Here is a 19,689-nt window from a genome sequence, read left to right as displayed (position 1 = left end):
TATGATAATAATATGATATTTTAGAATTATTATGTAATTTTTATGTAGTTTTAAAGATATAACCCGTATCTACTACAGTCTCTATATATTTGTTTGAAAGTACTTTTCTTAGGCGTCTAATAAGACTTCGTATAGACTCTAATGAAGCAAAACTTCCTTCCCAAACATAATTTTGTATTGTGTCATATGATAAAACTTGATTACGCTTTGTCAAAAATAGGTTCATCAAAAGTCTCTCTTTTTTTGTCAATCTTTGTTGTTCATTATTTAAATATACAACTGATGATTTATAATCAAAATAGCAGTTCTCATCAAAATATATTAAATCATTCTTTATCTTACAAAGTCTTTCAACTTTAATTTCAAGCTCATCTATAAAAAATGGTTTTTTTAAATAGTCACTACAGCCAAATTTATATGACTCTTTAATTACTTCTAATTCAATTGATGCACTAATAATTATAACTGGAACCTCATCATAAAACTCTCTAATTTTTTTAAGTATTTTTATTCCATCTATATTTGGTACATTAATATCTAAAATAAAACAGCTAAATCCTTCTGTTATATTATTATATGCTTCATTTCCATCTTCATATGAATCAACTTTATATCCTTTTAATTTCAATCTTTTACTAATTGTTTGATTTAGCTTTTTATTATCTTCTAGAAGTAATATATTCATATTCTAATCCTTTTTAAAAGGTACTTTGATTGTAAATACCACTTTATTATCTATATTCTTTACTTTTATCTTACCTTGCATTTTATCTTCAACAATTACTTTTGCCATATAAAGTCCTATTCCTGTTCCATCTTTTTTTGTAGTAAAGTATGGTTCAAATATTGAAGATATTATTTTTTCATCAATTTTTCCACCATCATCTATTATCTCTATTTTATTATACTGCTTTGACTTAGAGATATTTATAATAATATTTCCTTTAATGTTTTCTTTCAATAAATTTTCAAGTATTTTTGTTTTTGCATTATTTATCAAATTTAATAATACTTGTTTAAACTCATTTTCATATCCATAAACAACTAAGTCTTCACCATCTATATAATTAAATTTCATATTTATATTTGAGTAAAATACCTGTTTTCCTATTATTTCATTTATTTCATCAAGGGCTTTTTTAATAGGAAAAGTTACTTTTTTAGTTGAGGGTTTTAAGAAATTTCTAAAATCATTTAGTGTTCTTGACATATATTTAATTTGAACCATTGAATCATTTACAAACTCTTCTACTTGACAATCTTTTAATTCATCTAACAAATATGAAGTTTGTATATCTTGTATTTGAGCAGACAGTTCAACTAATGGTTCATTCCATTGGTGAGCAATAGCTGCAACCATATCTCCCATTTCTGCTAATTTACTTTGCTGAATTAAAAACTGTTTTTGTTGTACTCTTTCTGTAATATCGTCCATTATACAAACTATTCCACCTATTCTTCCATCAATATTTTTATATACTGCTTTATTTAAAATGAAATATTTTATTTTTTGATTATTAAAATGAAGTGCCATTTCAGAAGTATCAGTTTTTAGGGTTTTTAAAAGTTTATCATCAATTTTTGTATTTTTAAGGGCAATATCATGGGGGAAAAAATCAAAAGCTGTTTTTCCAACTACACTATTTTTTGTTAATCCCATCAAGTTTGCAAAAGCTAAATTACAGCCTATAAATTTACCATCAACATTTTTATAATAGATTGCATTTGGAATGGTATCTAGTAATACTTTATCAAACTCTAATCTATTTGATAAATCCCTTTGAAGTTTTTTTCTTCTATTTATATTTGCTTTCATTAAAATAATCAATATTATAAAAAGAAGCATTGTTGCAATAGTTATATTAACAAGTATTTTATATTTTCTATAAAAAGAGAAAGGTTTATTTACAATAGTAAAATCATCAACATAGTTTTCTATTTTTATATTAAATTTTTTTAATTCATTAAAATCAAAAATATACTCATTTGGTGATTTTTTAAGTATTGGAATCTTTGTTATCTCTTTTCCATTTAAAACTTCTAAAACCATTTTAGAAACTGCATCACCTTGAGCTTGTGCTGAGGTTAAAAGTCCTCCAATTACTCCATAATTTAAATAAAAATCCCATAAACCATAAATTGGAACATGGGAAAAACTTTTTATATGCTCTAAACTCTCTTTATAAGTAAAAAACTTTCCCGTTTTATCTTTAAACAAAAGCACAAAAAGTAAGGCTGTATTATTGTTTGTACTAGATACATATTTTTTCAAATCATTCATTTGCATATCATCAATATACTCTATTTGAAATTTATTATTATATTGAGGAATAATTTTTTCTAAATCATCTTTCATAATAAGTCCTGTTTTTGACTTATCATTTAATATTATTAATTTATCTAATTTTGGATGTATTTTTGAGATTAATTCAAAATTCTTTTTTAAATCAACTTGTTCAATTACTCCACTTATATATTTTCTCATTCCATTTTTATCAATAAGTTTTTCATCAAAGTAGTTTATTCCACAAAATAAAATTGGTGTTTTTGGAAATAGTTTTTTTTGATACTCAACTAAAAACTCTAATGCAGAATTATCACTTGCAATTATTACATCAAATTTTCTATTTTTAAACTGTTCTTTATAAAGTTCATATAATTTTTGGAAATAGTTATCATTTGATACTTTTTTAGTATCCATGTATATGGTAGTTAGATTTATATTTGAGTATTTTTCAAAGTTTTTTTCAACTGCTTTTGAAATATCATCAGTCCATTTATAGCCTTTGTGATATGAATGAAGTAATAAAACTTCTTTTGAGGGCTCTTGTGCAAATAAATATAGACCAAATAGTAGGCTTAAAACTAATATCTTTTTCAAAATATAATCCTTTAAGCCTATATTATATCATTATGAAATAAAAATTACATATCCTGACTTTGGTCCATGTGCTCCAATTACTAAAGATTGTTCAATATCAGCTGTTTTTGAAGGTCCACTTACAAATACTCCATAACCAGCTTTATCAAAAGATATTTTTTCATATGCTTCATGCATATTATTTAAAATATCCTCTTTTTTAACTACAATTACAATATTTTCAGAAATAAAATATAAGCCTCTATGTCTATTCTCTTCATTTTTTAACCAAACCGCACCATTTTCTGCAACTGCAAAATTTCCATTTACAACACACAATTCAATATCTTTTAAATTATGTATATCATCTTGGGCATTTGCATCAAATGTTGCCAAAGAAAACTCTTGCACATTTGTTGCAACTATTTTTGCTTCTGGATAAAGCTTTTTAATTGTCTCATCCAACTCTTCTTTTTTTATATCTAAAGCTTTCCCACCTACATTTTCAAGCATTTTTGAAAACATTAAAAATTTATCATCAAATATAATTCCAAAATTATCATATGATGGTAAAGCTGTATCATTAACTACATTATTTTGTCTAATTTGTGATAGGATTTGCTCTTTACTTGTCATCTTCTAATCCTTTTTTATATAACTCTTTAAAGCTATTTTTTGGCATTTGTGGTAAATCTCTTTGTTTTCCCCAAACATTTGCTTTATTATAAATAAATGATTTTGGAAGTATTGGAACTACTTTTCTTGCTACTTTTCCTGCAATATCAAATAAAGTTGGATGTGACATTAGCCAAGATGTAGCTTTCATAGCAAACTTTTTCTTTGGATCTATAATATTTTGTGCTGTTAAATCTTGTCTGTGATTATATAATTGTGAATCTAAATCAATTTTTACTGGACAAACATGAGAACAAGAACCACAAAGTGTACAAGCAAAAGATAGTGTTTTATGTTTTTTAGGATCTCTAAATGTTGCTAAAGTTGATCCAATTGGTCCTGGAATAACATACTCATAAGAGTGTCCTCCACTTCTTCTGTATATAGGACAAGTATTCATACATGCACCACATCTAATACAGTTTAATGCTTTTTGATACTTTTGTGATTGTAAAAAAGGTGTTCTTTTATTATCAACAATTATGATATGCATTTGTCCACCCTCAACTGCTCCAGCAAAGTGTGATGTATATGAAGTAATTGCTTGACCTGTTGCACTTCTTGCAAGTAATCTTGTAAATACTCCTAAATCTTCTAATCTTGGAATAACTTTTTCAATTCCCATAGAAGCAATATGAAGTTTTGGTAAATTTGCACCCATATCTGCATTACCTTCATTTGTGCAAACAACTATTGCGCCTGTATTTGCAATTGCAAAATTAACTCCTGTTATTCCAGCATCTGCATCTAAAAACTTTTGTCTTAAATCAGCCCTTGCAGCTCTTGTTAAATAAGTAGGGTCATAATTTCCTTTTTGTGTTCCCATTTTTTCATGAAATGTATCAGAAACATCTTGCTTTTTTAAATGAATTGCAGGAAGTACGATATGTGATGGTGGCTCATTTCTTAATTGAACAATTCTTTCACCTAAATCTGTATCAACTACTTCAAATCCTTTACTCTCTAAATAAGGATTTAAATGGCACTCTTCTGTTAACATAGATTTTGATTTTACAACTTTTTTAACACTATTTTGGTTTAGGATTTTTTCTACTATTTCATTATGCTCTTTTGCATCTTTTGCCCAATGAACAGTAATTCCTTTTGCAGTTGCATTTTTTTCAAACTCTAAAAGATATTTATCAAGATTTGCCATTGTATGAGTTTTTATACTATTTGCATGCTCTCTTAGTTGTTCCCATTCAGGAATAGTTTTAGTAGATGTATCTCTTTTTTCTCTTACAAACCATAATGCTTGGTCATGCCAATGCATTCTTTCATCATTTGCAACAAACTCTTTTGCATTTTGTGGGTGTTTATTACTCATATTTAACTCCTGCAAGTATTTCTACTATATGCATAACTTTAATATTTTCATTATCTCTATTAATTATTCCATCCATATGCATTAAACATGACATATCAGCTCCTGTTATTACTTTGGCATGAGAATCAAGATGATCTTTAATTCTATCTTTTCCCATAGCAACAGATATATCTTCTTCTGTTACACAAAAAGTTCCACCAAATCCACAGCACTCATCATCTCTTTTTAAACTTACAATTTCAATATCCTTTACTAAAGATAGAAGATTTTTCAATTTTGACTGATAAGGTATATTTAATTCACTAGCACTTCCAAGTTTAAGCATTCTATGCCCATGACATGAGTTATGAATACCTACTTTATGAGGAAAACTCACATCAAATTTTTCAACTTTTAATATATCATGTAAAAATTCACAAATTTCATATATTGAAGTTTTTACTTTATTATAATCACTACTATTTTCAAAAAATGGTGCATAATGCTCTTTTACCATTGAAACACATGATCCACTTGGAGCAACAATATAATCATAATCTTTGAAATTTTCTACAAACTGTTTTGCTAGTGTTTCTACATCTTTAGAACATCCTGAATTAGCCATTGGCTGACCACAGCATGTTTGACTCATTGGGTAATCAACATCTAAGTTTTGATCTTTTAAAATTTTAAGTGTTGCCATACATATATCTGGATATAGCTCATTCATAAAACATGGGATAAATAATCCAATTTTCATGCAAACTCCTTTTAATTATGACAAATTTTACACTAGATATATGAAAAACTTATGATATTTTCTTTCTTTAAGACATCTATGCTATTTTTCAAGGTATATGGTACAATCATTGTGTAAATATGTATCTTCAAGCTCTATTTTAGTAGTAATTGTTTTACAAAAACTTAAAATCTCTTTTTGACTTACATAAGTAAAGCTAGACTCTTTCAAAAAATTAAAAACAAACCCTTTTTTACTTGAATCAAAACATTTTTGTATAAATATTTTCATATCTTCAAATTCCAATAAATTCATAGCTCCACTACATATATAATAATCAGCTTTTGGTAAATCATCTTTTAAAATATCAAGAAGTAAAAACTCATAATTTTTAAATCTTTTTTTACTTATTTGTACCATATGTTCTTCACAATCAATACCAGTATATTTTTTAAAATCTATTTTTTTGTTTTTTAAAAAGTTTAAATATTCTGCAAAACCACAACCTGTATCTATTATAGTTGAGTTTTGCAAATCTTGTAAGTATTTTGTTAAAACTTCAAACCTTAAGTATTGGGAAAACTTTGAATTCCAGTGTACCCCTCTTGCTGTTATTCCATATTTTAAAGTTGATTTTTTATAAAAAGTATGATTATCTAGTCGCATTTAGCTATTTGTTCAATTATTACGCCATTATCTTTTATAAATTTTGTTACAACATCTGAGTTTGTATGTTCATATGCTTTATCATAAACTATTCTTTTAATACCACTTGCAATTAAATTTTTTGAACAATCTGCACAAGGCTCTAAAGTTACATAAATAGTGGCACTTTCAATGCTTATCCCATTTCTTGCTGCCCAAATTATTGCATTCATTTCTGCATGAATTTCATAAGTTCTTGACCATTCATGATGATCTTTTGTATATGCACCATCCCAATGTTCGCAACAATTTACATATCCTGCTGGTGTGCCATTATATCCTGTTGAAAGAATTCTTCCATCTTTTACTATTACTGCACCTACTTGTTTTGACACGCACTTAGATGCACTTGCTATTTCATGAGCTATATTTATAAAATTTCTATCACTTAACACTTAAACTCCATTGATTAAATTGGATTATAATCATTTTTTTGCTACATTATAGCAAAAATTAATAAAAAAGGTACGTCATGGATTTTAAAGAGATAAAAGAATTAATTAAAGTATTTGACAAAAGTGAACTTAATAAACTAAAAATAAAAGAGAGTGATTTTGAAATTTCAATGGGTAAAGGTTTTGATGGAACTGTTCAAGTTGCTTCTGCACCTATGGCACAACAAGTTGCTGCTCCTGCACCAAGTGTGAGTGCACCAGTTGAAACTTCTTGTACTACTGAAAAAAGTACTCAAACTTGCTCTGATACTATTAATTCACCAATGGTAGGAACATTTTATGCTGCACCATCTCCTGATTCTTCTGCATTTGTTAAGCCAGGAGATACAGTTAGAAAAGGTGATACTTTATGTATTTTAGAGGCAATGAAGATAATGAATGAAGTTGAGGCTGAGTGTGATTGTAAAATTTTAGAGGTATTAGTTAATGATGCTGATCCAGTAGAGTTTGATATGCCACTGTTTACAATTGAAAAATTATAAGAAAGAGCTAGTATGGCTGAAATAAAGAAAATTTTAATTGCAAATAGAGGTGAAATTGTTCAAAGAGCAATTAGAACAATTAGAGAAATGGGAAAAAAATCTGTTGTAATTTATAGTGCAGGGGATAAAAATGCATCTTACTTAAAGCACGCAGATGAAGCAGTTTGCATTGGTCCAGCAAGATCTAAAGAATCATATTTAAATATTCCTGCAATTATCACAGCTGCTGAGATGACTGGTTGTGATGCAATTTTCCCAGGTTATGGTTTCTTATCAGAAAATCAAGATTTTGTTGAAATTTGTAGATTACATGGTATTAAATTTATTGGTCCATCTGTTGAAGTAATGGAAAAAATGGCTGATAAATCTAAAGCTAAAGATGAAATGGTAAGAGCAGGGGTTCCTGTTGTACCAGGAAGTAAAGGTGCTATTCATTCACTAGAAGAGGGTAAAAAAGTTGCAAAAGAGATAGGTTATCCTATCATGGCTAAAGCTGCTGCTGGTGGTGGTGGTAGAGGAATGAGACTTATAAATGAAGAGTCTGAATTTGATCAACTATTTATGGCAGCTTCATCAGAAGCACTTGCTGCCTTTGGTGATGGAACTATGTATTTAGAAAGATTTATCAACAACCCAAGACATATTGAGGTTCAAGTTGTTGGAGATTCTCATGGAAATGCAATTCATATTGGTGAAAGAGATTGTTCATTACAAAGAAGACACCAAAAAGTTATCGAAGAATCACCTGCTATTTTATTAAATGATGAAACAAGAAGAAAGCTTCATGAAGTTGCAGTAAAAGCTACAAAATACTTAGAGTATGAGGGTGCTGGAACATTTGAATTCTTAGCAGATGATAAACAAAACTTTTACTTTATGGAAATGAATACAAGACTTCAAGTAGAACATCCTGTTTCAGAAATGGTTTCTGGAATTGATATAGTTGAACTAATGATTAGAGTTGCAGAGGGTGAAAAAGTTCCTCCTCAAGAAGAGATTAAGTTTAGAGGTCATGCAATTGAGTGTAGAATAACAGCAGAAGATCCTATCTCATTCTTACCAAGTCCTGGAAAAGTAAAACAATGGATGGTTCCTGGTGGAAGAAATGTAAGAGTTGATTCTCATGTTTATACAAACTATGATGTTCCTCCATATTATGATTCTATGATTGGAAAACTAATTGTTTGGGGAAGAGATAGAGATAAAGCTATCAATATTATGAAAAGAGCATTAAATGAGTTTGAAGTTGAGGGTATTAAAACTACTATTCCATTTCATATGAAAATGATGCAAAATGAAGACTTTAAAAACAACAACTACGATACAAAATATTTAGAAAACTACAAAGGTTAAAAGTAGGGCATAAGGCCTTACTTTTACTTTAAAGCTTAAATTTATCTAAATTTAGCTATAATCAGACAATTATACACAGTTATATACCTATTTTACTTTGATTTCAACTCAGAGATTTTAAATTATTGACATCCAATTATTTATCATAGATTTTTTTAAAAAAGAACAAAAGAAGTTATATAAAGTGTATTTTAAATTCAAATATACGAAGGTAAGAAGTGACTTTTCAAGAGTTCAATTTCAAAACAAATTTACAAAAATCAATTGATGATGCAGGCTTTAAAGAGCCAAGTCCAATTCAAAAAGATGCAATTCCTGTTATTTTAGAAGGTAAAGACATAGTTGGTCAAGCCCACACAGGTACAGGAAAAACAGCAGCATTTGGACTACCAATTTTAAATATGATGAAATGTAATAAAGAAGTAGAAGCTGTAGTTATCGTTCCAACAAGAGAGCTTGCAATGCAAGTTTCAGATGAATTATTTAAGTTTGGAAAATATTTAGATATAAATACAGCAACAGTTTATGGTGGACAATCTTATAGCAGACAATTAAAGCATATTTCAAATGCATCGATTTTAGTTGCAACACCAGGAAGATTTTTAGATTTATTAAGAGATAAAAAAATCAATATTAAACCAAATTATGTAATCCTTGATGAAGCAGATGAGATGCTTGATATGGGATTTTTAGATGATATTAAAGAGATCTTTACTTATATGCCAAAGCAAAGACAAACATTAATGTTTTCTGCAACTATGCCAAATGCAATTAAGCAATTAGCAAAAACAATTTTAAAAGAACCAGAGTTTGTTACAGTTACTACAAGTGAAATAACAAACTCAAAAATCAAACAAGCATTTTATGTTGTTGATGAATATGAAAGAGATGATGCTCTTATTAGATTATATGATTATAAAAATCCTGATAAATCAATCATTTTTTGTAGAACAAAAAAAGAAGTAGATAGACTTTCTACATTTTTAGTATCTCAAGGCTTTGGAGCTAAAGGTCTTCATGGAGATATGGAGCAAAGACAAAGAGAAGAAGCAATTAATGCTTTTAAAAAAGGTAGACTTGATGTTTTAATTGCAACAGATGTAGCTGCTCGTGGACTTGATGTAAACGATGTAACTCATGTATTTAATTATCATTTACCTTTTGATTCTGAAAGCTATGTTCATAGAATTGGAAGAACAGGTCGTGCAGGTAAAGAGGGTGTTGCTGTTTCTATTGTAACTCCACATGAATTTAGAATGCTTCAAAAAATTCAAAAATCTACAGGTGGAAGATTAGAAGCTAAGACAATTCCAAATATCAAATCTGTAAAAGATAAAAAAACAAACTCTCTTGTTGAAAAAATCAAAGCACATGAAGTTGATGATTCAGCATTATTAATTATTGAAAACTTAAAAGAAGAGTATGATATCTCTACAATTGCATTTAAACTAGCTTCAATGCTTACAAGTGCGACTTCTGTAAAAGGAAGTAATACAATTGGAAAATCTCATAAAGATATTGAAAAACTAATTGAAAGTGCTGTTAGAAATAGCAGTAGAAATAATGATAAAAGAGGCGGACAAAGAAGAAGGGGTCCAAGAAGTGGAGGATTTAAAAATAATAGAAATAAATCTTCTAGCTCATCTTCATCATCATCTTCAAATAGAAGACGAAGAAGCTAAATAAATAAAGAAGATTTTCTTCTTTATTTATTTTTATAGTATTTCATTACAGCTCTTTTTGCTCTTTTATAAGCAGCTTTTGTATCTCTACCAAAACCTCTAAATACTCCATCTTTATTGAAAAACTCAACCATTTCAAGTTTACCTTTTTTAGTATCAACAACTCTAAAGATATTGAAATCTTGTTTCATTTCTTCAATTTTAGGAATATCGTTGTTTGTCAAAATTCTTATACTTAACATAACTACTCCTTTGTGTATTTTATCTATATTTTATTGGCATTATATATATAAAATCTTAAAAAAACATTAATTGGTTATTTTATATTATTATTTAAAATAGAGTAAATTTTCAAATTATAAAAGAATAATATATAGACAACTTAAATATTATAAATATTTTATCCATATAATTTTTAAGCTTATTTAAAGGTTATGTAAAGAATTATCCATTACAATACTAAACAAATTAAATTACAAAATGGTTACATAAAGGGTTACATTGGACTTTGAAACTATCAATAAGATGGATAAAGCTACAGATAAGACACTTCCGGGCTTTGCTAAACTATCATTAGGACTTCTATTTATAGTTGTTGTCTTTTTATGGAGTTATACCTCACATGGTAATGTTCCAAATAATTCATTTTTGATTATTGGAGCTGTTTTTGGTGCTTATATGGCTATGAATATTGGTGCAAATGATGTTGCTAATAATGTAGGTCCAGCAGTTGGATCAAAAGCAATAACAATGTTTTGGGCAATTGTAATTGCTGCAATTTTTGAAGCAGCAGGTGCATTAATTGCTGGTGGAGAAGTTGTAAAAACAATAAAAAAAGGAATTATTGATCCAGCTTTAATTTCTGATCCTGAAATATTTATTTGGGCAATGACAGCAGCACTACTATCAGCTGCACTTTGGTTAAACTTTGCAACTTCTGTTGGAGCTCCTGTTTCAACTACACACTCTATTGTTGGTGGAGTTATGGGAGCAGGAATAGCAGCAGCTGGTTTTGCCATAGTTTCTTGGGGAACCATGGCTAAAATTGCTGCTTCTTGGATAATATCCCCACTCTTTGGAGGAGTAGTTGCAGCACTATTCTTACTATTTATTAAAAAGAATATAATGTTTCAAAAAGATATGGTAACTTCTGCTAAAAAGTTTGTGCCTTATTTAATTGCCATTATGTCTTGGGCATTTTCTACATATTTAATTTTAAAGGGAATAAAACACTTAATTAAAGTTAATTTTTTAACAGCTACTTTAGTAGGATTAATAATAGCTATTATAGTATTTTTTCTAGTAAAACCACTAATTGAAAAATCTGCACAAAAAATTGAAAATACAAGAGTTGGAATTAACTCACTATTTACAATACCACTAATTTTTTCAGCCGCACTTTTATCTTTTGCCCATGGTGCAAATGATGTTGCAAATGCTATTGGACCACTAGCTGCTATAAATGATGCAATTATTAAATCAGCTGTTTCATCACAAGTTGGTATTCCTTTTTGGGTTATGGCTGTTGGTGCTTTAGGTATTGCCGTGGGCTTAGCCCTTTATGGACCAAGAATTATAAGAACTGTTGGCTCAGAAATTACAGAATTAGATCAAGTAAGAGCTTTCTCAATTGCAATGGCAGCAGCTATTACTGTTATTATAGCTAGTCAATTAGGTTTACCTGTATCTTCAACTCATATTGCAGTTGGTGGTGTATTTGGAGTAGGATTTTTAAGAGAATTCTTAGATTCAAGCGAATCTAAAATATTAAGTGATATTAGAAAAAAACTAAAAAAAGATAAAAAAATTCTTGATAAATATGAAGCAGAACTAATAAATTTAGAAGAAAAAGATAAAAAAAGTAAATCTGAATATATTAGAGTTGTTGAACTTTATAAATTAATTGAAGAAAAAATAGAGCAAGTAAGAATTGAAAAAAGAGATTTCAAAGCTAAAAAAAGAGTTAAGTATGTAAAAAGAGATGCAATTAAAAAAATTGTTGCTGCATGGATAATAACAGTACCAGCAGCAGCACTTTTATCTGCTTCAATATTTTTTATGATAAAAGGTATTATGTCGTAATTTACGGCATATACCAAAACTAATAACTTCTACTAAAAAATTATATTTTTACTTTTTATTTGTTTATGATAAAATAACACTTATCATTTTATAAAGGTATCTTCATTCAAACTTTAATTTCAGTACTTCCTGTTTATTCTTTTATAGTAATTGGACTAATTTTAAAAAAAAGTTTTAAAGAAAAAATCGATGAAAAAAGCTATGTAATTTTATCTTTTTATTTTTTACAACCAATTTTAATATTTTGGGGACTTACAAAATCTCCTATTGATTATGCATTTGTAATGTCACCAATTATCTACTTATATGCAGTTTTAAGTGTTGTATTCTTCTTAATAATATTCTCAAAAAAAATATTTACAGATTCAAAAGATAGAACTATATTTATTGCTGTTTCATTAGTGGGTAATACTGGAAATATTGGTGTTCCATTAGGGATTGCTTTATTTGGTGAACAATCTGTTCCTTACACAAGTATTATAAATATTGCAAATATGTTTTTTATTTATATTTTTAGTATATATTTCTTTGCAAAAGACTCTTTTACACTAAAAAAATCAATCTATTCAATCTTAAAACTACCTGGACTTTGGGTTGCTTTTTTTGCTATTGCTATAAACTATTTTAATGTTCCTATTCATAAAGATATTTCAAGAACTCTTGAAATGGGAGCATATGCTTCGATGGTTATTCAATTAATTATATTTGGTGTATATTTAAGTGAAGTAAAAATAAGAACAATGAATTGGAAACTATCACTTAATATTTCTTTGGTAAAACACTTTATACTTCCCTTTGTTGGAGTCTTTTTTGTTTTACAAAGCGATTTAAGCTCATATGTGGCCTCTGTGGTCTTAATGCAACTAATGATACCTCTTGCTGTAAATAACGTTAATTTAGCTGCTTTATATAACTGTAAACCCTATGATGTAACTGCAAGTATATTAGTCTCTACAATTATTTTTTCTTTACTCTTATATTTTTATATTTTTATAATCAAATATTTCTTAGGAGATTTTTAATGTGTGGAATATTAGGTGCAAACTTTACAAATGATAAATTCAAAAATGCAATTAAATATATAGAGAATAGAGGACCTGATTTTCAAGCTATTAAGTCATATAATAACAATACTTTTGCCCATACAAGACTTTCAATTATTGATTTGGACAATGAAGCAAACCAACCTATGGTTTTTGATGAGATTGTAATAGTTTTTAATGGTGAGATTTATAATTATCAAGAGTTAATAAAAGAGCATGATTTAAAATGTAAAACCAAATCTGATACAGAAGTTATTATAAGACTTTATCAAAAATATGAAAAAGATTTTTTAAACTACTTAAATGGAATGTTTAGTTTTTGTATTTATGATATAAAGCAAAATAGCTTTTTTTGTGCAAGGGATAGATATGGCAAAAAACCTTTTTTCTACTACTTTGCAAATAATAAATTCATTTTCTCTTCTTCAATAAAAGCTATCTTAGAACTTTTAGATAAAAAACCAAAATTAAATAAAGTTGCTTTATCACAATATATGCAATATTTCGTAAGTTTAGATGATAATACTTTTTATCAAGATATTAAAAAACTTGAAGCGTCAAGTTATCTTTTATTAAAAGATGATAATTTACAAATTAAGAAGTATTATAAGATTAATACATATAAAAAAATAAAAGATGAACAAACAGCTTTAAAAGATATAGAAGAGCTTTTATTTAATAGTGTAGAAGATAGATTAACATCAGATGTAGAAGTTGGCTCACTTTTAAGTGGAGGTATTGACAGTTCACTTATTTCTGCACTATATACTAAAATTTCTGGTAAAAAAATAAATACATTTAGTATAGGCTATGATGAATACAAAAATTATAGCGAATTAGAGTATGCAAATATCACTGCAAAACATATAGGCTCAAATCATCACCCTTTGATTATCTCTCAAAAAGATTTTATAAATAGCTTTGAAGATACATTAGAAGCTTTAGAAGAACCTCACGCAGATAGTGCAGCAATTCCTTTGTATATACTAACAAAGAAAATTAAACAAATGGGAATAAAAACTGTTTTAAGCGGTGAGGGTAGTGATGAGATATTTTTAGGTTATGATAATTATGCAAAGTTTTTAAAATATTATGAGTTTGAAAAGACATTAGATAAAAATCAAACACAATTTTTAAATAGCATAATCTCTGCTTTACAAAATAATACAAAAGAGAGTGAGTATTTAAGAAGAATTATAAAAAAAGAGAATCTTTATAATGGTTTTGGAGAAGTATTTACATCTATTCAGAAAAAAAAGCTATTTAAAAAGGTACCCACTTTTAAAAGTGAAACAGCAAAAAAAGATCCAGTTGACTGGATGAGTTATACGGATTTAAAAGTTTGGCTAGGGCAGGGCTTATTAAGTAAAGTTGATAGAATTTCTATGGCTAATTCTTTAGAAGTTAGAACTCCCTTTTTAGATTTTAATTTGGTAAACTATTTATTTAGTGTAGATTCAAATATAAAAGTAGGGGACACAAACAAATATTTACTTAAGAAAATTGCTTCAAAATATATACCACAAACAATCATAAATAGAACAAAAAAAGGATTTAATTCACCCTTTAATGAATGGATTCAAAATGAGTATAAAGATGAAGTTTTAAATCTAATTTTAAGAGTAAATAAACAAACAGAACTTTTTAATGATGAGTACATAAAACAGATTTATGATTTGGCAAAAAATAGAAAGTTCAAACAACACTTATGGTCTTTATTTATATTTTCAAAATGGTTTGAAAAAGAGTATTTATAAATCATATATTTTTAAATCATTATTGGATATGATTTTAGAAGCTAAACTATGCGAGGGAAAAAATGAATATACTAATTCCAGTAGATTGTAACAAAAGACATGAAGCTATTATAAGTGCCATTGAAGATTCTAAATATTGGGCTTATATTGATCTTGATGAGGGAAGAATAGTAAACTGCGACTTTTTTAAAGATAGAAAAGAAGCAAATTGCTGGATTGATCACATTATTGTAATAAATGAGACTGATTATATAGTTGATTTTAAACAAAAAAACATATCTGTTTTAAGTGTGGATACTCAAAAAAGTATTGATGAAATTATTGAATCTTTTTTACTTAATAAACTAAAACCTATTAAATATTAATGTTAAGGTTTAATAAAAAAGATTTAAATACTCTAAATAAGATTATTAGCTCAAGAAGAGATGTTAGAGGTAATAATTTTATAAATAAAAAAGTATCTAATAAAAAATTAAATATTATTTTAGAATCTGCTTTAAAAGCACCATCTGTTGGCTATTCACAGCCTTGGTACTTTAAAATTATTGAAGATAAAAACCTTAAAGATAAAGTATATAATCAATTTGAAACAAGTTACAAAAAAAGCTTTAAAAAGTTTGAAAATAGACCACTTTATAAAAAACTAAAACTTGAGGGAATAAAAGAATCACCTATAAATATTGCAGTTTTTTATAAAAAACCTAAAAAAGAAATACTTGGTCAAACATATATGAAAAAAAGTGGTGAGTACTCTGTTGTTTGTGCTATATGCAATATGTGGTTAACAGCTAGGGCTTTAAACTTAGGTCTTGGTTGGGTATCTATTGTAAAGCCAAAGAAAATAAGAAAACTACTAAATGTTTCAAAAGAGTATAAACTAATTGGCTATTTATGTATTGGATATACAAAGGATTTTTTAAAAGAGCCAGAACTTAAAACCATAGGATGGGAAAAGAAAAAAAGTCTAAAAGAGTCTATTCTAAAATAATTTTTTTAAGGGAGAAAAATGAAAAAATTAATTGGAAAATTAGGTGTAATATCTGTTTTACTTATAGCAATGAGTACAACAGTATTTGCAAAACAAAAAGTTTATAAACTTAAAATGGCTACCACTTGGGGTAAGACTGCAAGCCCTTTAATTGATACTTCAATTAAAATGGCTAATTTAGCAAAAATTATGTCAAATGGTCAACTTGATATTAGAGTTGATAGTGCAAATAAGCATAAATCGCCTTTGGGCATTTTAGATATGGTTAAAGCAGGGCAGTATGATATTGGACATAGTGCTTCATACTATTGGAAGGGTAAAGATATAAATACTTTACCTTTTACTTCAATGCCATTTGGAATGACAGCTGCTGAACAGTATGCTTGGTTTTATCATGGTGGTGGATTAGAACTAATGCAAAAAACTTACAAGATTCATAAAGTATTATCTTTTCCAGGTGGAAATACAGGTGTTCAAATGGGAGGTTGGTTTAAAAAAGAGATTAAATCTGTAGAAGATTTAAAAGGTCTTAAAATTAGAATTCCAGGCTTTGCAGGAGAAATTATGGCAAAAGCAGGGGCTTTAGTTACAAATATTGCACCAGGTGAACTTTATACAGCTTTTGAAAGAAATACAATTGATGCATTAGAGTGGGTTGGTCCATCAATGGATATTAATATGGGATTTCATAAAGTTGCCAAGTATTATTATACAGGTTGGCATGAACCAGCTTCTGAATTACAATTTATTGTTAATAAAAGAGCTTATAAAAAACTACCAAAAAACTTACAAGAGGTTTTAGTCTTAGCATTTAAGCTTGCAGCTTATGATATGTATATTCAAAATTATGATATGAATGCAAAAGCTTGGCAAAAAATGAAAAAAGAGCATCCTCAAATAAAAGTCAAAAGCTTTCCAGAAGATGTAAAGCAACTATTAAAAGATGCAAATAAAAAGCTAAGAAAAAGTATGGCAGAAAAATCACCTCTTTTAAAAGAGATTTTTAAATCACAAGAAGATTATATGAAAACTATTAGAGAGTGGACAATTATTTCTGATTATCAATACATAAAAGATAACATATAACTTATTTTAAGCCCAATTTACATTTATTGGGCTTTGATATAAATTCTATTTTTAGCTTACTACTTATTTTTACCTATAAAATTTTTACTTTTAGTTTCATAAACTATTGTAGTTGCTAACTTTTCAGAAAAAATTGCTATTTCTTGTACTTGTGAGGCAATAGTTGCATTTTTTTGTGTCTTTTGATCAAGTTCATTTATTACATTATTTATTTGAATAATACCTCTTTCTTGTTCTTTACTTGAAGTAGAAACATCTTCAATAATATTTAAAGTTTGCTCAATATTGTCATTTAAACTCTCATATCCGTTTATCATGTTACTTGAAATCTCTTTCCCATCATTTGCTTTAATTGTTGCATGTTCTACTAATGCTTTTATCTCTTTTGCTGCTTGTGCTGATCTTGTTGCTAAGTTTCTAACTTCACCTGCAACTACTGCAAAACCTTTACCTAGCTCTCCTGCAGTTGCTGCTTCTACTGCTGCATTTAATGATAATATATTTGTTTGAAAAGCAATTTGGTCAATTACTGTAATTGAGTTATTTATTAAATTAACTTGCTCATTAATTTCATCCATTGATATACTTGTTTTTAAAGCAAGCTCTTTACCATCTTTCGTAGATAAGCTTACTTTTCTAGCTAAATTTGTCATATCATTCATTTTTTGTGTATTATTTTTTACATTAGAAGTGATTTGCTCTAATGCAGCAGTTGTTTCTTCAAGATTTGTTGCTGTTTGTATTGAGCTTTCATTTAATACATCCACATTTTTTAATAAGTCATCTGAACTATTTTTTAATTCAACTCCTCTTTTTGTACTTTCAACTAGCATCTTTGAAATAGATTCTCCTAATGAATCAATACCATTTAATAAGCTTTGGATTTCACCTTGTGCGTTAATTGATGTTTTTTGAGTAAAATCTTCTTGCTTATATTTATTAAGCGTTATAGAGGCATGTTCTATTATATCAGCTAAAGTATCTAGCATGCTATTTAATGCATTTACTAACTCTTTTACAGATTTACTTGAACTTGTCTTTGTAACTCTTGTGCTTAAATTACCTTTTTTTATCTCATTTACTACATGATTTACATCATTTATAACTAAAGTATCTTCAAGATGATCTTTTTCTATTTTACTAATATATTCATTGAAATATTTTGCAATTTGGGCTGTTTCATCTTTTGTTTTTATCTCTATTTTAATATCTTTGTTAGATGAATCTGTAAGCTTCTTCATAGCATCTTTTAATATTTCTAGTGGAGATATAATGCTTTTTGAAAGAAGAATATTAAATATAAGTATTATTATAGAAAAAATTGACATTAATACAATTACAGTTATTATTGATTGTTTTATTGTATTATGAAAATTCTTTTGTGCCATGTCAGAATTTTTTTTGATTATCTTTAATATATCAATAATAGTAAACTTTAAGTTTCTCCATGCTTTAAGAGATTTTTTCATATCATCTTTTTCTAATGCATGATTATCAATTACTTTTTTATTTAAAGTCTTTGATATAAGTAAAAAATCAATTACTTTTTGTTCAAACTCCATGTACAATGAGTTATTTATTTTTTTGAACTCATTTGCAGCTTTTTGCGTATTTTTAATTGCATTTTGCATAGTATTTTTTGCTTTTTTTGAGTTTGGGTTTTGAAAAACTACGCCAGAAGATGAATTATATAAAAGTCCATTAATATATATTGCATTTAAAGTTTCATTTTGTTTTGCAATAGCTAATGAGTTTATATACTCCCTTGATAAAGAGTTCAATATGTTATAAATAATAACACCTGCTATTAATAAACTAAATATTATTAGTGCACTATTTAGTTTAAGCTTTAGCATTATTGAAAGTTTATTTAGCATGACTATCCTTATGGTTTAATATAAGTATTTATAATACTAAAATTATACTTAAAATATAACTTTATATTATTATTTTAATCTAAGTGCTTGTAATAAACTTTCAATATTTAATAAATTAATCCCAAAAATCTTTTAGTGATTCATCATTTTTTTCAATAGGTCGCTCTTCAATATAGACTTCTTCAAGTACATCTTGAGTATCATTATCTAAAGAATTACTAAAGTTTATATTATCAATATCTTCAAATGCTTTTTTTAGTTCATTTTCATCAATTTCTTCTATTGATGTTTTTGGATTATTTGTTATTTTATGAATTTTAGTTTCAGAAGGAGCTTTAGTTTCACTATTACTTTCTACTTCTTTATCAATTTTAGGCATAATTTTTTCTTTGCTTGTAGTTTTCAACTGCATGTACTCTTGCATTAACTTTTCATAAGTTTCAAAATCAAGCAACATAAAACTTGGCTTTCCATCTCTTAGAATTATTGCCTTTTCAATTTCATGTTTATTTATTTTTTCAAATATCATTTTACTTTTTCTTATTAACTCAGTTGAAGAGAACATCTCTTTAGATGTATATTGTAAATAATTCATTTAT

At 27.4% G+C, this 19,689-nt stretch carries 19 protein-coding genes; 9 read left to right on the top strand and 10 right to left on the bottom strand.

The window, feature by feature from the left end; genetic code table 11:
* Positions 1 to 40 precede the first annotated feature (40 nt).
* The 7 genes from ACAN_RS00370 to ACAN_RS00340 all read right to left on the bottom strand — a co-directional run bounded on the left by ACAN_RS00370 (position 41) and on the right by ACAN_RS00340 (position 6,680).
* Positions 41 to 685, bottom strand: coding sequence for a response regulator transcription factor (locus ACAN_RS00370; RefSeq protein WP_099334622.1), 645 nt, complete (start codon positions 683 to 685; stop codon positions 41 to 43).
* A gap of 3 nt (positions 686 to 688) precedes the next feature.
* Positions 689 to 2,881, bottom strand: coding sequence for an ABC transporter substrate binding protein (locus ACAN_RS00365; protein WP_099334621.1), 2,193 nt, complete (start codon positions 2,879 to 2,881; stop codon positions 689 to 691).
* Positions 2,882 to 2,911: 30 nt separating this feature from the next.
* Positions 2,912 to 3,496, bottom strand: a complete 585-nt coding sequence (locus ACAN_RS00360) for a LutC/YkgG family protein (RefSeq protein WP_099334620.1) — start codon at positions 3,494 to 3,496, stop codon at positions 2,912 to 2,914.
* Entirely contained in the window at positions 3,486 to 4,862 is a 1,377-nt protein-coding gene (locus ACAN_RS00355) for a lactate utilization protein B (RefSeq protein ID WP_099334619.1), read from the bottom strand. The genes ACAN_RS00360 and ACAN_RS00355 overlap by 11 nt, the downstream gene beginning before the upstream one ends.
* A complete protein-coding gene (locus ACAN_RS00350) occupies positions 4,855 to 5,601 on the bottom strand; it encodes a (Fe-S)-binding protein (RefSeq protein WP_079578114.1) in 747 nt (248 codons plus the stop codon). The genes ACAN_RS00355 and ACAN_RS00350 overlap by 8 nt, the downstream gene beginning before the upstream one ends.
* 81 nt (positions 5,602 to 5,682) lie before the next feature.
* Complete coding sequence (locus tag ACAN_RS00345; RefSeq protein ID WP_099334618.1) at positions 5,683 to 6,246, bottom strand: class I SAM-dependent methyltransferase; 564 nt, start codon at positions 6,244 to 6,246, stop codon at positions 5,683 to 5,685.
* Positions 6,237 to 6,680: a deoxycytidylate deaminase gene (locus ACAN_RS00340; RefSeq protein ID WP_079578112.1), complete on the bottom strand. Its 444-nt coding sequence runs from the start codon at positions 6,678 to 6,680 to the stop codon at positions 6,237 to 6,239. The genes ACAN_RS00345 and ACAN_RS00340 overlap by 10 nt, the downstream gene beginning before the upstream one ends.
* A gap of 77 nt (positions 6,681 to 6,757) precedes the next feature.
* Between ACAN_RS00340 and accB the strand changes: the two genes are divergently transcribed.
* From accB to ACAN_RS00325, 3 genes are all read left to right on the top strand, one after another.
* Positions 6,758 to 7,222, top strand: coding sequence for an acetyl-CoA carboxylase biotin carboxyl carrier protein (accB, locus tag ACAN_RS00335; protein WP_079578111.1), 465 nt, complete (start codon positions 6,758 to 6,760; stop codon positions 7,220 to 7,222).
* 12 nt (positions 7,223 to 7,234) lie between these two features.
* On the top strand, positions 7,235 to 8,575 hold the full coding sequence (locus ACAN_RS00330; RefSeq protein ID WP_099334617.1) for an acetyl-CoA carboxylase biotin carboxylase subunit: 1,341 nt from the start codon (positions 7,235 to 7,237) through the stop codon (positions 8,573 to 8,575).
* A gap of 218 nt (positions 8,576 to 8,793) precedes the next feature.
* On the top strand, positions 8,794 to 10,257 hold the full coding sequence (locus ACAN_RS00325) for a DEAD/DEAH box helicase (protein ID WP_099334616.1): 1,464 nt from the start codon (positions 8,794 to 8,796) through the stop codon (positions 10,255 to 10,257).
* Positions 10,258 to 10,280: 23 nt separating this feature from the next.
* On the opposite strand, the gene ACAN_RS00320 is transcribed toward ACAN_RS00325, so the two are convergent.
* Positions 10,281 to 10,499 (bottom strand): hypothetical protein, encoded by a 219-nt coding sequence (locus ACAN_RS00320; RefSeq protein WP_079578108.1) that lies wholly within the window; start codon positions 10,497 to 10,499, stop codon positions 10,281 to 10,283.
* Positions 10,500 to 10,758: 259 nt separating this feature from the next.
* On the opposite strand from ACAN_RS00320, the gene ACAN_RS00315 reads away from it, so the two are divergent.
* The 6 genes from ACAN_RS00315 to ACAN_RS00290 all read left to right on the top strand — a co-directional run bounded on the left by ACAN_RS00315 (position 10,759) and on the right by ACAN_RS00290 (position 17,213).
* A complete protein-coding gene (locus ACAN_RS00315) occupies positions 10,759 to 12,339 on the top strand; it encodes an inorganic phosphate transporter (protein ID WP_099334615.1) in 1,581 nt (526 codons plus the stop codon).
* 98 nt (positions 12,340 to 12,437) lie between these two features.
* Positions 12,438 to 13,361: an AEC family transporter gene (locus ACAN_RS00310; RefSeq protein WP_322863399.1), complete on the top strand. Its 924-nt coding sequence runs from the start codon at positions 12,438 to 12,440 to the stop codon at positions 13,359 to 13,361.
* Positions 13,361 to 15,139, top strand: coding sequence for an asparagine synthase (glutamine-hydrolyzing) (gene asnB / locus ACAN_RS00305; RefSeq protein ID WP_099334613.1), 1,779 nt, complete (start codon positions 13,361 to 13,363; stop codon positions 15,137 to 15,139). Before ACAN_RS00310 ends, asnB begins: the two co-directional genes overlap by 1 nt.
* Before the next feature lie 62 nt (positions 15,140 to 15,201).
* Complete coding sequence (locus ACAN_RS00300; RefSeq protein ID WP_079578104.1) at positions 15,202 to 15,504, top strand: hypothetical protein; 303 nt, start codon at positions 15,202 to 15,204, stop codon at positions 15,502 to 15,504.
* Positions 15,504 to 16,127: a 5,6-dimethylbenzimidazole synthase gene (bluB, locus tag ACAN_RS00295; RefSeq protein ID WP_099334612.1), complete on the top strand. Its 624-nt coding sequence runs from the start codon at positions 15,504 to 15,506 to the stop codon at positions 16,125 to 16,127. Before ACAN_RS00300 ends, bluB begins: the two co-directional genes overlap by 1 nt.
* An 18-nt stretch (positions 16,128 to 16,145) precedes the next feature.
* Positions 16,146 to 17,213 carry a TRAP transporter substrate-binding protein gene (locus ACAN_RS00290; protein WP_099334611.1) on the top strand — a complete coding sequence of 356 codons (1,068 nt, stop codon included), beginning with the start codon at positions 16,146 to 16,148 and terminating at the stop codon, positions 17,211 to 17,213.
* A gap of 59 nt (positions 17,214 to 17,272) precedes the next feature.
* Here ACAN_RS00290 and ACAN_RS00285 read toward each other — a convergent pair whose 3' ends face one another.
* A complete protein-coding gene (locus tag ACAN_RS00285) occupies positions 17,273 to 19,090 on the bottom strand; it encodes a methyl-accepting chemotaxis protein (protein WP_099334610.1) in 1,818 nt (605 codons plus the stop codon).
* A gap of 115 nt (positions 19,091 to 19,205) precedes the next feature.
* Complete coding sequence (locus ACAN_RS13935) at positions 19,206 to 19,685, bottom strand: hypothetical protein (RefSeq protein ID WP_170233018.1); 480 nt, start codon at positions 19,683 to 19,685, stop codon at positions 19,206 to 19,208.
* Positions 19,686 to 19,689: the final 4 nt, after the last annotated feature.

The organism is Malaciobacter canalis, from assembly GCF_008000835.1.
Classification (GTDB): Bacteria; Campylobacterota; Campylobacteria; order Campylobacterales; family Arcobacteraceae; genus Malaciobacter; species Malaciobacter canalis.
The sequence above is the reverse complement of the archived record's forward strand: the minus strand, read 5'-3'. Positions and strand labels throughout refer to the sequence as shown.

Coding starts and splice junctions, on each gene's coding strand:
- ACAN_RS00370 (WP_099334622.1), bottom strand. CDS start 685: ATGAATATATTACTTCTAGAAGATAATAAAAAGCTAAATCAAACAATT.
- ACAN_RS00300 (WP_079578104.1), top strand. CDS start 15,202: ATGAATATACTAATTCCAGTAGATTGTAACAAAAGACATGAAGCTATT.
- ACAN_RS00345 (WP_099334618.1), bottom strand. CDS start 6,246: ATGCGACTAGATAATCATACTTTTTATAAAAAATCAACTTTAAAATAT.
- ACAN_RS00320 (WP_079578108.1), bottom strand. CDS start 10,499: ATGTTAAGTATAAGAATTTTGACAAACAACGATATTCCTAAAATTGAA.
- ACAN_RS00355 (WP_099334619.1), bottom strand. CDS start 4,862: ATGAGTAATAAACACCCACAAAATGCAAAAGAGTTTGTTGCAAATGAT.
- asnB (WP_099334613.1), top strand. CDS start 13,361: ATGTGTGGAATATTAGGTGCAAACTTTACAAATGATAAATTCAAAAAT.
- ACAN_RS00290 (WP_099334611.1), top strand. CDS start 16,146: ATGAAAAAATTAATTGGAAAATTAGGTGTAATATCTGTTTTACTTATA.
- bluB (WP_099334612.1), top strand. CDS start 15,504: ATGTTAAGGTTTAATAAAAAAGATTTAAATACTCTAAATAAGATTATT.
- ACAN_RS00285 (WP_099334610.1), bottom strand. CDS start 19,090: ATGCTAAATAAACTTTCAATAATGCTAAAGCTTAAACTAAATAGTGCA.
- ACAN_RS00330 (WP_099334617.1), top strand. CDS start 7,235: ATGGCTGAAATAAAGAAAATTTTAATTGCAAATAGAGGTGAAATTGTT.
- ACAN_RS00350 (WP_079578114.1), bottom strand. CDS start 5,601: ATGAAAATTGGATTATTTATCCCATGTTTTATGAATGAGCTATATCCA.
- ACAN_RS13935 (WP_170233018.1), bottom strand. CDS start 19,685: ATGAATTATTTACAATATACATCTAAAGAGATGTTCTCTTCAACTGAG.
- ACAN_RS00360 (WP_099334620.1), bottom strand. CDS start 3,496: ATGACAAGTAAAGAGCAAATCCTATCACAAATTAGACAAAATAATGTA.
- accB (WP_079578111.1), top strand. CDS start 6,758: ATGGATTTTAAAGAGATAAAAGAATTAATTAAAGTATTTGACAAAAGT.